The following is a 14168-nucleotide window of genomic DNA, read 5'->3' as shown; positions in this document are numbered from 1 at the left end:
CGGGAGTTCCCTCTACTCTCTATTCCAGGCTAATAATCAGCTTGAGGAAAGAAGAAAATACTGAATTTTCAGTTACCAGAGTGCCGGATGCGACGCTACCGCGCCTTATCCGGCATACGATGCATTAATTAGTCAAACGGCGGTGGGGCCAGCACTTCACGATTACCGTTGTGCCCCTGTTCGCTGACAATCCCCTGCGCTTCCATCTGTTCGATAATACGCGCTGCACGATTATAACCAATGCGGAACTGACGCTGTACGCCAGAAATTGACGCTTTGCGTTTTTCAGTGACAAACTGCACCGCCTGATCGAACAACGGATCCAGTTCTTCAGCGCCATCGAAACCGCCCGCGCCACCTTCGCTTTCACTGTCGGAAGTGATGCCATCAACATACTGTGGGCGACCACGCGCTTTCCAGTCCTGCACCACGGCATGAACTTCCTGATCGCGAACAAAAGCACCATGGACACGTACCGGCAACGTGGAGTTCGGCCCAGAGTAGAGCATATCCCCCATCCCCAGCAGTGATTCCGCGCCAGCCTGATCAAGAATGGTACGTGAGTCAATCTTACTGGATACGGTAAAGGCGATACGGGTCGGAATATTCGCTTTAATCAGACCAGTAATAACATCAACCGATGGACGCTGAGTTGCCAGTACGAGGTGGATACCCGCGGCACGGGCTTTTTGCGCCAGACGTGCTATCAGCTCTTCCACTTTTTTACCTACCGTCATCATCAGGTCGGCAAATTCGTCAACCAACACCACAATGTATGGTTCTTTTTTCAGCACCGGATGCTGGGCATCCATACTGTCACCCGGCTTCCAGTACGGGTCTGGAATCGGACGCATCATGCGATCGGCTTCAGCAATTTTTTCGTTATAACCCGCCAGATTACGCACACCCAGCGCAGACATCAGTTTATAACGACGCTCCATCTCGTTAACACACCAGCGCAGCGCGTTGGCGGCATCTTTCATATCAGTAACGACTTCCGTTAACAGATGCGGAATGCCTTCATAAACCGAAAGCTCCAGCATTTTCGGGTCGATCATGATGAAACGTACATCTTCTGGCTGTGCTTTATAAAGCATGCTCAGGATCATCGCGTTCACACCGACAGATTTACCGGAACCGGTAGTCCCCGCAACCAACAAGTGCGGCATTTTCGCCAGATCGGCAACCACCGGCTCACCGGCGATATCTTTACCCAGCACCACGGTTAATGGCGACGGATTATCGCGGAATTTGGCGTTATCCAAAACTTCGCGCAGATAAACGGTTTGTCGTTTTTTATTTGGTAACTCCAGACCTACATAGGGTTTGCCAGGAATAACTTCAACGACACGCACCGCCACCGTCGAAAGTGAACGGGCAAGGTCCCGTGACAAGTTAGAAATGCGCGCCGCTTTTACGCCAGGAGCCAGGTTAAGTTCAAAGCGAGTGATAACCGGCCCCGGAGAGTAATTGACGACATCGGCTTTAATACGGAAATCAGCCAGACGCGCTTCCACCAGGCGAGCCATTTGTTCAAGCGCAAAGGTATCTACCGGCTCCACTTCGCTCGGCGGCGGTGTCAGCAAATCCAGAGAAGGCAGCGGCGTCGTCGGTTTATGCAACGGACGGCTGTCGCCATTACGCATCAACAGCGGATGAAGCAGGGTATCCTGCTGCTGCGGTGCAACCGGTTGTTGCGGCTGTTGATACTGCGGCTGCGGCGCAACTGGTTGTTGCGGCTGCTGATATTGCGGCTGTGGCGCAACCGGTTGTTGCGGCTGCTGATATTGTGGCTGCGGCGCAACCTGCTGTTGTGGCTGCTGATACTGCGGCTGCGGCGCAACCGGCTGTTGCGGCTGCTGATATTGCTGCTGTGGCGGAACTGGTTGTTGCGGCTGCTGATACTGCTGCTGCGGTGCAACCGGTTGTTGCGGCTGCTGTACAGGTTCAACAATTGGCGTAAACAACGGTTCGTGTGGACCATCATCCAGCAACGCTTTCATTGGCGAAAATTCAAAATCATCCAGCGAGAACGGATTCGCCCCAGCCGGTTGTTCGCCGGAATAACGTTGTTGTTGAGTTTGCGCAAACTGACGAGCCAGTTCAGCCTCTGCCGCAGCATCTGCATCTTCTGCGTTTACGGGCACATCATGTTGATACTGTTCGCCATAGCGTTGCTGCTGTGTCTGGGCGAACTGACGTGCCAGTTCATCCTGCTGCATCGCATCGATTTCATCATCGTTATACTGATCGCCAGAATCATACTGATTGCGCTGGGCTTCACGGGCTTTCTCTTCCGCCGCACGCTGTGAGGGCAGCTTAATACCGTAAGACGCCAGTTCACGACGAGTTGGCACGCGGATACGTTTCGGTCGTGGCAACTGCGGGCCAATCCCCTCTTTGACTTGCGGACGCGGTCCACCGCTATTTGCCAGACTGAAGACTGGCGCGGCAACGGTTGCGGCAGCCCCCGTCGCCAGTGTCGCTTTTTTCACGCCAGATGCCAGCGGAGAAACAGCGGCAGCGGCTTCTACTGGAGGTACTGCTGCAACAGAAGGCGCTTTCAACGAAGATTTGATCGGTTCTGGTTCTTTAACCGGTTCTGGAATCGGTTGATACCAGGCCGCAAGTTGTTCACGTTCACGGGCTCGCTTCTCTTCCACTTCTTCAAAATAGTAAAGCGGCGGACGCGCGGGTTTTGTCTCTTCTACAACGGGTTCAGGCTCCACAACAGGCTGCTGTTCAACGGATTGCGGCTGTTGGTACAACGGCTCCTGAGCGGCTGGTTGCTGATAAGTTTGCTCAGTCTGGTATGTAGACTGTGGAGCAAAAGTGGATTGCTGCTCTTCGGCTTGCCAGGCGTTACCTGCCACCGGTTGTTCTGGCGCAGGGGCGTAATACGGTTGCTGAACAGGTTGTTCCGCCGCAGGAGCGTAGTAAGGTTGTTGCGCAGGTTGTTCAGCTGCAGGTGCATAATACGGCTGCTGCGGCTGTACTGGTTGTTGCAGCGGCTCATTATATTGCACTGCAGGCTGCGCATATTGTGACTGCTGTGGGTAACCTTCCGGTGCAGGAGCAATAACCGGCTCTCCCGTTTGTGGACCCGGTACAGGCTGCCAGGCTACTGTAGGTTGCGAAGGTGGAACATCAACAGAGGCAACAGGCGGCGTCTGAGTCACAGGTTCAACCGGCGCAGCCCAGCTTTGTGTCGCCGTGGTAGCAGCAGCTGCCACAGCGACAGGTTCGGTAATTGGCGCACCGTTTAATAATGGATCGTATTCGTCATATTCTGGCTGCGTTGCACGATTGCCCGAAAATAGGACGTCGTCCGGGTCGGCAGCCACACCGCGTGCAGTGTAGGTAATCTCTTCGTCATCATCCATCCGCTTACCGGAGAACAACGCAGCGTCTGTTTGCCGCCCCATCGGATTAATGAATTTTTCCGCCAACCGTTTACGACGCGCTAGCGCGCCGCGAAGAATACGGGCACGGCGTGATTCATGCTGTTTGCCGTGGTTTTCATCTTCATACTCTTCGTCATCTTCATATTCATCTTCATCGACCCAGGTATCATCGCGACGGGTACGATTACTAGCGAAGGTGAGAATGTTTAAAATCCAGCCGCCGAGTTTTTCAGCAATGGTCACCCATGACCAACCGGTGAACAGCGTCAGGCCCGCAGCCCAAACGCAGAGCAGCGCAATAGTTCCCCCGCTACTGTGTAGCAGTGGTTGTAGCGTAGTGCTTAGTAAGCTGCCAATGACGCCACCGGAGGCAAAATACCAGATATCGTCAGCGTTGATTGCCGCCAGACCACAGGAGGTAAGGATGAGCGCCAAAACGCCAATGATGCGTAGCGAAACGGCAAAATAATCAATGTATTCGTCACTGGACTGATGACGCCAGGCAAACCAACAACCGCCGACAATAATGACGGGAATGGTGTAAGCCATCACGCCAAAAATAAAGAACAGCGTATCTGCCAGCCACGCACCGGGCATCCCACCTAAATTATGGATAGGTTCATGCCAGGCCGTTTGCGACCAGCTGGGGTCCGAAGGGTTAAAGCTTAGTAAGGCAGCCATCAACCAGACGGCAAACAGGACAATAAGGATCAGCAACGCTTCCAGAAGGCGACGGCCGCTACTTAACTTTGTCAATGTGACTTCTTTGTCTTCAGTGTATTCCTGGCTCAAGAAAGGCTCTCCAGGTTACAGGCTTTTCCTGCCCGATGCTAAAACGGACAACAGTACCAGGTTACCCCAGTACTGTTGCTGTATGGATTAACAGGAGTGTAATCAAAATACGCCGATTTTGCACCTGTTCCGTGTTAGCGCGTCTTAATAACCAGACGATTACTCTGCTTGACTTCTTCCATAACAACGTATGTCCGTGTGTCATTGACGCCAGGCAGACGCAGCAGGGTTTCCCCCAGCAACTTACGGTAAGCTGACATATCCGGCACGCGTGTTTTCAACAGGTAGTCGAAATCACCAGATACTAAATGACACTCCTGAATTTCTTCAAGTTTTTGTACAGCGGTATTGAATTGTTCAAACACATCCGGTGCGCCACGATTCAGAGTAATCTCAACGAATACCAGAAGTGATGCATCCAGATAATGGGGGTTAAGCAGCGCCGTATAGCCCTGAATAAACCCTTGTCTTTCCAGCCGACGCACACGCTCAAGGCACGGCGTTGGGGAAAGTCCCACACGTTTAGAAAGCTCGACGTTAGAAATACGCCCATCCTTTTGCAACTCATTAAGAATGTTACGATCGATACGGTCGAGATCTTTGCCAGGGCGCTTCTTGCTATCTACCATTATTATTGTCTCTCTGTATTCCTTCCCTACTCCTGTCTGACCCTGAAACATCACTGTTCAGAGTCGCTACCCGTCACGATAGACCGAAATCATGAAGATTCACGGCGCGCAATGCCTGGGTCTACGGTGAGAAGACCGTTGCCTTGTGGCAGCTATCGACATCACGAATGGCGTCTGTCCACGCCATACGTAGATTTCACTAGCACGGTAAACATGGTATTTACATGCATGGTTATGCGCATATAAGAATACTGTTTTTTTTCTTCCTCGAATGTTTTCGCAAAACACCAGGGGATTGTCAAAGCAAAACATCGATTTTTAGTACAACATGCCAGATATTCATTAACAGGGGCGTTTATTCATCATTTAATCGGCTTATAAAGCGGGAAATTTAAGTAGCAGAGGTGATAATGACGGGAGAATTTGACCTGCTTATCGATGCTGCCGATTGCACAAATTGTTAACAAAATCGTCATACTCTTTTTTTACGTCTGTAAATTCCCTACAATCCTGCCCATTGTCTGCCAACAACTATGGGGATCTCATGGGCACGACCAAACACAGTAAACTGCTTATCCTGGGTTCAGGCCCGGCGGGATACACCGCTGCTGTCTACGCGGCGCGCGCCAACCTGCAACCTGTGCTGATTACCGGCATGGAAAAAGGCGGCCAACTGACCACCACCACGGAAGTGGAAAACTGGCCTGGCGATCCAAACGATCTGACCGGTCCGTTATTAATGGAGCGCATGCACGAACATGCCACCAAGTTTGAAACTGAGATCATTTTTGATCATATCAACAAGGTGGATCTGCAAAACCGTCCGTTCCGTCTGAATGGCGATAACGGCGAATACACTTGCGACGCGCTGATTATTGCCACCGGAGCTTCTGCACGCTATCTCGGCCTGCCCTCTGAAGAAGCCTTTAAAGGCCGTGGGGTTTCTGCTTGTGCAACCTGCGACGGTTTCTTCTATCGCAACCAGAAAGTTGCGGTCATCGGCGGCGGCAATACCGCGGTTGAAGAGGCGCTGTATCTGTCTAACATCGCTTCGGAAGTGCATCTGATTCACCGCCGTGACGGTTTCCGCGCGGAAAAAATCCTTATTAAGCGTCTGATGGATAAAGTGGAGAACGGCAACATCATTCTGCACACCAACCGTACGCTGGAAGAAGTGACCGGCGATCAAATGGGTGTCACTGGCGTTCGTCTGCGCGATACGCAAAACAGCGATAACATCGAGTCACTCGACGTTGCCGGTCTGTTTGTTGCTATCGGTCACAGCCCGAATACTGCCATTTTCGAAGGGCAGCTGGAACTGGAAAACGGCTACATCAAAGTGCAGTCGGGTATTCATGGTAATGCCACCCAGACCAGCATTCCTGGCGTCTTTGCCGCGGGTGACGTGATGGATCATATTTATCGTCAGGCCATTACTTCGGCCGGTACAGGCTGCATGGCAGCACTTGATGCGGAACGCTACCTCGATGGTTTAGCTGACGCAAAATAATTTTACAAATCAGTAACAAAAGTAAAGAAGGCGACACCATGCGACTATGGGTCGCCTTTATTTTTTCCCCGTTGTAACATTGCTCTGCAAATAATTCTGATAACTCACCTGCTAAGCGTGCAATGAATAAATCCCGTCAAAAAGAGTTAACCCGCTGGTTAAAACAGCAAAGCGTCATCTCCCAACGTTGGCTGAATATTTCTCGTCTGCTGGGCTTTGTAAGCGGCATATTGATCATTGCCCAGGCCTGGTTCATGGCGCGAATTCTGCAACATATGATTATGGAGAATATTCCCCGTGAAGCCCTGCTGCTTCCCTTTACGTTACTGGTTCTGACCTTTGTACTGCGCGCATGGGTGGTCTGGTTACGCGAACGGGTGGGTTATCACGCCGGGCAGCATATCCGCTTTGCCATCCGCCGTCAGGTTCTCGACCGTCTGCAACAAGCAGGGCCAGCGTGGATTCAGGGTAAACCTGCGGGGAGCTGGGCGACGTTGGTACTCGAGCAAATTGACGATATGCATGATTACTATGCACGCTACCTGCCGCAAATGGCGCTGGCAGTGTCGGTGCCGTTGCTGATTGTGGTGGCGATCTTCCCCTCTAACTGGGCTGCGGCGCTCATTCTGCTGGGCACAGCACCGTTAATTCCGTTGTTTATGGCGCTGGTTGGGATGGGGGCTGCCGATGCTAACCGGCGTAACTTTCTCGCTCTTGCTCGCTTAAGTGGGCATTTCCTCGATCGCCTGCGCGGCATGGAAACATTGCGTATTTTTGGTCGTGGTGAAGCTGAAATTGAAAGTATTCGTTCTGCTTCGGAAGATTTCCGCCAACGGACAATGGAAGTGCTACGGCTGGCGTTTTTATCCTCCGGCATTCTCGAATTTTTTACCTCGCTGTCAATTGCTCTGGTGGCGGTCTACTTTGGTTTTTCCTATCTCGGCGAGCTGGATTTTGGTCACTACGATACTGGCGTGACGCTGGCTGCGGGTTTTCTGGCCCTGATCCTTGCGCCAGAGTTTTTCCAGCCATTACGCGATCTCGGTACGTTTTATCATGCTAAAGCCCAGGCTGTTGGTGCAGCTGACAGTCTGAAAACGTTTATGGAAACCCCGCTCGCCCATCCGCAGCGCGGTGAGACGGAAATAGCATCGACCGATCCGGTGACCATTGAGGCCGAGGATCTGTTTATCACGTCGCCGGAAGGTAAAACGCTGGCCGGACCGCTGAACTTTACTTTGCCAGCAGGTCAACGTGCAGTGTTGGTTGGTCGCAGCGGTTCAGGTAAAAGCTCACTGCTGAACGCGCTTTCTGGTTTTCTCTCATATCAGGGATCATTACGAATCAACGGGATAGAATTACGCGATTTATCACCAGAATCATGGCGTAAACATCTCTCCTGGGTTGGGCAAAACCCACAATTACCGGCAGCAACATTGCGGGATAACGTACTACTGGCGCGACCTGATGCCAGCGAACAAGAATTACAAGCAGCGCTGGATAACGCCTGGGTCAGCGAGTTTCTACCGCTCCTGCCACAAGGCGTTGATACGCCTGTTGGCGACCAGGCTGCCCGCCTTTCCGTGGGGCAGGCGCAGCGCGTGGCGGTGGCCCGTGCGTTACTAAATCCCTGTTCGCTATTACTGTTGGATGAACCCGCTGCCAGCCTTGATGCTCACAGTGAACAGCGCGTAATGGAGGCGCTGAATGCCGCCTCTCTGCGCCAGACAACGTTAATGGTCACCCACCAGTTAGAAGATCTTGCTGACTGGGATGTCATTTGGGTTATGCAGGATGGCCGGATTATTGAGCAAGGACGTTACGCGGAATTAAGTGTGGCTGGTGGCCCATTCGCCACATTACTGGCCCATCGTCAGGAGGAGATTTAAATGCGCGCTTTGCTACCCTATCTGGCACTGTATAAACGTCATAAATGGATGTTAAGTCTTGGTATCGTGCTGGCAATTGTCACGCTGCTCGCCAGTATCGGTCTGTTGACACTTTCCGGCTGGTTCCTCTCGGCCTCAGCGGTTGCGGGGGTTGCCGGACTGTACAGCTTCAACTATATGCTACCCGCTGCGGGCGTGCGTGGCGCAGCAATCACCCGTACTGCCGGGCGTTATTTTGAACGTCTGGTAAGTCACGACGCGACTTTCCGCGTGTTGCAGCATCTGCGCATTTACACCTTCAGCAAATTGCTGCCCCTCTCCCCTGCCGGACTGGCGCGCTATCGTCAGGGCGAATTGCTCAATCGCGTGGTGGCGGATGTTGATACGCTCGATCATCTTTATCTGCGCGTTATCTCGCCGCTGGTGGGCGCTTTTGTGGTGATTATGGTGGTGACAATCGGGTTAAGTTTCCTTGATTTCACCCTCGCCTTTACGCTGGGCGGCATTATGTTACTGACGCTTTTCCTGATGCCACCGCTGTTTTATCGTGCGGGAAAAAGCACCGGGCAAAATCTGACTCATCTTCGCGGACAGTATCGCCAACAACTGACGGCCTGGCTGCAAGGGCAAGCTGAGCTGACCATTTTTGGTGCCAGCGATCGTTATCGCACGCAACTAGAGAATACAGAAATTCAATGGCTGGAAGCGCAACGCCGTCAATCTGAACTGACCGCATTGTCGCAAGCGATAATGCTACTCATTGGCGCGTTAGCGGTGATCCTGATGCTGTGGATGGCGTCTGGCGGCGTTGGCGGCAATGCTCAACCCGGCGCGTTAATTGCCCTGTTTGTCTTCTGCGCGTTAGCCGCGTTTGAAGCACTGGCACCAGTAACGGGTGCATTTCAGCATCTGGGGCAAGTCATTGCCTCTGCCGTTCGGATCACTGATTTAACGGATCAAAAACCGGAAGTCACCTTCCCTGATACCCAAACTCGTGTTGCCGATCGCGTTTCGCTGACATTACGGGATGTTCAGTTCACTTATCCGGAGCAATCCCAACAGGCACTTAAAGGGATTTCTCTTCAGGTAAACGCCGGGGAACATATTGCGATTCTCGGGCGAACCGGATGCGGCAAATCAACACTGTTACAACTGCTGACCCGCGCTTGGGACCCGCAACAGGGCGAGATTTTGCTTAACGATAGCCCCATAGCCAGCCTGAATGAAGCGGCTCTACGACAGACCATCAGCGTTGTTCCTCAGCGAGTGCATCTGTTTAGCGCCACGCTGCGTGATAATCTGTTACTCGCCTCGCCTGGCAGTAGTGATGAGGCTCTGGCGGAGAGCTTGCGTCGCGTTGGCCTGGAGAAGCTGCTCGAGGATGCAGGTCTCAACAGTTGGTTAGGTGAAGGCGGACGCCAGCTCTCCGGTGGTGAACTGCGCCGTCTGGCTATCGCCCGTGCGCTGTTACATGATGCGCCACTGGTGTTGCTGGATGAACCTACCGAAGGCTTAGATGCCACAACCGAAAGCCAGATCCTTGAATTGCTTGCAGAAATGATGCGTGAGAAAACGGTGTTAATGGTCACCCATCGACTTCGCGGACTCTCTCGTTTCCAACAAATAATAGTGATGGACAACGGGCAAATTATTGAGCAAGGTACTCACGCAGAGCTGCTTGCCAGACAGGGGCGTTATTACCAGTTCAAGCAGGGTTTGTAAGCTATTATTGAACGATCCGACTTGCGTGGAGTTTTGCGGTCATGCGCCTGGTTCAGCTTTCTCGCCATTCAATAGCCTTCCCTTCCCCGGAAGGCGCATTACGTGAGCCTAACGGCCTGCTGGCACTTGGGGGCGATCTTAGCCCTGCGCGCCTGTTAATGGCTTACCAGCGTGGTATTTTTCCGTGGTTTTCTCCAGGCGACCCCATCCTCTGGTGGTCGCCCGATCCCCGCGCGGTGCTATGGCCAGAATCACTGCATATCAGCCGTAGTATGAAGCGATTTCATAAACGCTCGCCCTATCGTGTCACGATGAATTACGCTTTTGGTCAGGTCATTGAAGGCTGTGCCAGCGATCGCGAAGAAGGAACCTGGATCACGCGTGGCGTGGTCGAAGCCTACCATCGCCTTCACGAACTCGGCCATGCCCACTCCATTGAAGTCTGGCGTGAAGATGAGCTTGTCGGCGGTATGTACGGCGTGGCCCAGGGAACGCTATTTTGTGGCGAGTCCATGTTCAGCCGGATGGAAAATGCGTCTAAAACGGCGCTTCTGGTATTCTGTGAGGAATTTATCGGTCATGGCGGTAAGCTTATCGACTGCCAGGTCCTTAACGATCACACAGCATCGCTTGGTGCCTGCGAAATTCCCCGCCGGGATTACCTTAATTATCTCAATCAAATGCGCCTCGGACGATTGCCGAATAATTTCTGGGTACCACGATGCTTGTTTTCACCACAAGAATGAATGTTTTCGGCACATTTCTCCCCAGAGTGTTATAATTGCGGTCGCAGAGTTGGTTACGCTCATTACCCCGCTGCCGATAAGGAATTTTTCGCGTCAGGTAACGCCCATCGTTTATCTCACCGCTCCCTTATACGTTGCGCTTTTGGTGCGGCTTAGCCGTGTGTTTTCGGAGTAATGTGCCGAACCTGTTTGTTGCGATTTAGCGCGCAAATCTTTACTTATTTACAGAACTTCGGCATTATCTTGCCGGTTCAAATTACGGTAGTGATACCCCAGAGGATTAGATGGCCAAAGAAGACAATATTGAAATGCAAGGTACCGTTCTTGAAACGTTGCCTAATACCATGTTCCGCGTAGAGTTAGAAAACGGTCACGTGGTTACTGCACACATCTCCGGTAAAATGCGCAAAAACTACATCCGCATCCTGACGGGCGACAAAGTGACTGTTGAACTGACCCCGTACGACCTGAGCAAAGGCCGCATTGTCTTCCGTAGTCGCTGATTGTTTTACCGCCTGATGGGCGAAGAGAAAGAACGAGTAAAAGGTCGGTTTAACCGGCCTTTTTATTTTGTGATATGTATGAAGTACTTTGGAAGTATAAGTCCGTAACTTGTCTCGATGTAGATATACTGCACAACTTGTTTACAGTATGAGCAAACAATAATTATCATTAAAATTCTTCTTGACCGTTTTACTCCAACTCCCTATAGTAGCGCCCCGTTGCCACCCATGAGGTTTGGTAGCAAAACAATTTGGTGAGGTGTCCGAGTGGCTGAAGGAGCACGCCTGGAAAGTGTGTATACGGCAACGTATCGGGGGTTCGAATCCCCCCCTCACCGCCATATTTAAAGAAGAGCTCGTACGAAAGTGCGAGCTTTTTTTTCGCATTTTATCTGTCTGTACGGCAGTGAACGCGTTCGCAAAGGTTTTACCGCACCCCGTCGATTTCTAAGCTGCCTGTACGGCAGTGAACTCAAATACTACACGTTTAGCCCGTTGTTAATAAAGCAAAACCATCCCATTCTCCTGCAGCACCCTTTTTTATCCTTACCTTCCCGCAGCACTAATTATCAACAACTTACCATCATCATTAAAAAAAGGGTCTGAACCTCCTCCACCCCATAAATAAAAAGTCCGTAACCCCTGACGAGATTACGGACTTCACCAACCTACCTGACAATCAGATTAATGCGCTGCTTCCGCCTTGTGCTTTTGTGCACTCTGGAATCCGTAAGTCAGCTCATTTTTCTCTTTATCCAGCGCGACGGTGACCTGACCGCCGTCCACCAGCGAACCAAACAGCAGTTCGTTGGCGAGCGGTTTTTTCAGGTTGTCCTGGATGACACGCGCCATCGGACGTGCGCCCATTGCCCGGTCGTAACCTTTCTCGGCCAGCCAGTTACGCGCTTCCTGGCTCACTTCCAGAGAAACACCTTTCTGATCCAGCTGAACCTGCAACTCGACGATGAATTTATCCACCACCTGATGGATCACGTCAGTTGACAGATGATCGAACCAGATAATGTTGTCGAGACGGTTACGGAATTCCGGTGTAAAGATCTTCTTGATCTCTTCCATCGCATCGGTGCTGTTATCCTGGTGGATAAGACCAATGGATTTACGCTCAGTTTCACGTACCCCGGCGTTGGTGGTCATCACCAGCACCACGTTACGGAAGTCCGCTTTGCGTCCGTTGTTATCGGTCAGCGTACCGTTGTCCATCACCTGCAACAGAATATTGAACACGTCCGGATGCGCTTTCTCGATTTCGTCCAGCAACAGCACCGCATGTGGATGCTTGATGACCGCATCAGTCAGCAAACCTCCCTGATCAAAACCAACGTATCCCGGAGGCGCACCAATCAGACGGCTGACGGTATGGCGTTCCATATACTCGGACATATCAAAGCGCAGCAGCTCAATGCCCAACGCTTTCGAAAGCTGTACCGTCACCTCTGTTTTCCCGACCCCGGTAGGGCCGGCAAACAGGAACGAACCAACCGGTTTATGTTCGTGACCTAAACCTGCACGCGCCATCTTAATGGCTTCAGTCAGCGCCTCAATGGCTTTATCCTGACCGAAGACCAGCATTTTCAGGCGATCGCCGAGGTTTTTCAGGGTATCGCGGTCACTCTGAGAAACACTCTTCTCTGGAATGCGCGCAATACGGGCCACCACGGACTCAATATCCGCCACATTAACGGTTTTCTTGCGTTTGCTTACCGGCATCAGGCGTGCGCGAGCGCCCGCTTCGTCGATAACGTCAATGGCTTTATCCGGCAGATGACGATCGTTAATGTATTTCACCGCCAGCTCTACCGCTGCACGCACCGCTTTTGCGGTATAACGCACGTCGTGGTGCGCTTCATACTTCGGTTTCAGGCCATTGATGATTTGAACAGTTTCTTCGATCGACGGTTCAGTAATATCAATTTTCTGGAAGCGACGCGCCAGAGCACGGTCTTTCTCGAAAATGTTGCTGAACTCCTGATAGGTTGTCGAACCAATTACGCGAATTTTACCGCTGGAGAGCAACGGTTTGATCAGGTTAGCCGCATCGACCTGGCCACCAGACGCTGCACCCGCACCGATAATGGTGTGGATCTCATCAATAAACAGGATGCTGTTAGTGTCCTGCTCCAGCTGCTTGAGCAACGCTTTAAAACGTTTTTCAAAGTCGCCGCGATATTTAGTGCCCGCTAACAGAGAACCGATATCGAGAGAGTAAATCGTACAGTCAGCCATCACTTCCGGCACATCGCCCTGAACAATTCGCCAGGCAAGACCTTCCGCAATCGCGGTTTTACCGACACCAGATTCCCCCACCAGCAGCGGGTTGTTTTTACGGCGACGGCAGAGAACCTGAATAGCACGCTCCAGCTCCTTCTCACGACCAATCAGTGGGTCGATTCCGCCCACGCGCGCAAGCTGATTCAGGTTCGTCGTGAAATTCTCCATACGTTCCTCCCCACCAGCTTGTTCTTCGCTGTTTGGCTGGCTGCCAGGATCAGAAGACTGTGTCGGCTCGTCTTTACGCGTGCCATGAGAGATAAAGTTCACCACATCGAGACGGCTGACTTCATGTTTACGCAACAGATATGCCGCCTGCGACTCCTGTTCGCTAAAGATAGCGACCAGAACGTTTGCACCGGTTACCTCATTGCGACCGGAGGACTGGACATGGAAGACCGCACGTTGCAGTACACGCTGAAAACTCAGCGTCGGCTGTGTGTCGCGCTCCTCTTCACTGGCAGGCAGAACGGGTGTGGTTTGTTCAATAAAGGCTTCCAGTTCCTGACGGAGCGCAACCAAATCCACAGAACACGCTTCCAGCGCCTCCCGGGCAGATGGGTTACTGAGCAGCGCCAGTAACAAGTGCTCGACGGTCATAAACTCATGACGGTGCTCGCGCGCTCTGGCGAAAGCCATATTTAAACTGAGTTCCAGTTCTTGATTGAGCATAGGCACCTCCCC

8 protein-coding genes and 1 tRNA gene are annotated in these 14168 nt (G+C 52.1%); 6 read left to right on the top strand and 3 right to left on the bottom strand.

Translation table 11 applies throughout. The annotated features are described in order from the left end of the window. Positions 1-128: 128 nt before the first annotated feature. Positions 129-4196: a DNA translocase FtsK gene (gene ftsK / locus QZF50_RS02540; protein WP_000077054.1), complete on the bottom strand. Its 4068-nt coding sequence runs from the start codon at positions 4194-4196 to the stop codon at positions 129-131. Positions 4197-4330: 134 nt separating this feature from the next. After that, a complete protein-coding gene (gene lrp / locus QZF50_RS02535) occupies positions 4331-4825 on the bottom strand; it encodes a leucine-responsive transcriptional regulator Lrp (RefSeq protein ID WP_000228473.1) in 495 nt (164 codons plus the stop codon). 544 nt (positions 4826-5369) lie between these two features. Between lrp and trxB the strand changes: the two genes are divergently transcribed. The 6 genes from trxB to QZF50_RS02505 all read left to right on the top strand — a co-directional run bounded on the left by trxB (position 5370) and on the right by QZF50_RS02505 (position 11536). Then, positions 5370-6335 carry a thioredoxin-disulfide reductase gene (trxB, locus tag QZF50_RS02530; RefSeq protein ID WP_000537418.1) on the top strand — a complete coding sequence of 322 codons (966 nt, stop codon included), beginning with the start codon at positions 5370-5372 and terminating at the stop codon, positions 6333-6335. A 122-nt stretch (positions 6336-6457) separates the two neighbouring features. Then, on the top strand, positions 6458-8224 hold the full coding sequence (cydD, locus tag QZF50_RS02525) for a cysteine/glutathione ABC transporter permease/ATP-binding protein CydD (protein ID WP_001043601.1): 1767 nt from the start codon (positions 6458-6460) through the stop codon (positions 8222-8224). Then, positions 8225-9946 (top strand): cysteine/glutathione ABC transporter ATP-binding protein/permease CydC, encoded by a 1722-nt coding sequence (gene cydC / locus QZF50_RS02520; RefSeq protein WP_001202188.1) that lies wholly within the window; start codon positions 8225-8227, stop codon positions 9944-9946. It begins immediately after the preceding gene. Between the two features lie 41 nt (positions 9947-9987). After that, entirely contained in the window at positions 9988-10692 is a 705-nt protein-coding gene (gene aat, locus QZF50_RS02515; RefSeq protein WP_001241678.1) for a leucyl/phenylalanyl-tRNA--protein transferase, read from the top strand. A gap of 284 nt (positions 10693-10976) precedes the next feature. Beyond that, positions 10977-11195 carry a translation initiation factor IF-1 gene (gene infA / locus QZF50_RS02510; protein ID WP_001040187.1) on the top strand — a complete coding sequence of 73 codons (219 nt, stop codon included), beginning with the start codon at positions 10977-10979 and terminating at the stop codon, positions 11193-11195. Positions 11196-11448: 253 nt separating this feature from the next. Beyond that, a tRNA-Ser gene (locus tag QZF50_RS02505) sits at positions 11449-11536 on the top strand. Between the two features lie 343 nt (positions 11537-11879). Here the strand turns inward: QZF50_RS02505 and clpA are convergent. Further along, a complete protein-coding gene (gene clpA / locus QZF50_RS02500; protein ID WP_000934041.1) occupies positions 11880-14156 on the bottom strand; it encodes an ATP-dependent Clp protease ATP-binding subunit ClpA in 2277 nt (758 codons plus the stop codon). Positions 14157-14168: the final 12 nt, after the last annotated feature.

The organism is uncultured Escherichia sp., assembly GCF_948475835.1.
Taxonomy (GTDB): Bacteria; Pseudomonadota; Gammaproteobacteria; order Enterobacterales; family Enterobacteriaceae; genus ECMA0423.
The sequence above is the reverse complement of the archived record's forward strand: the minus strand, read 5'-3'. Positions and strand labels throughout refer to the sequence as shown.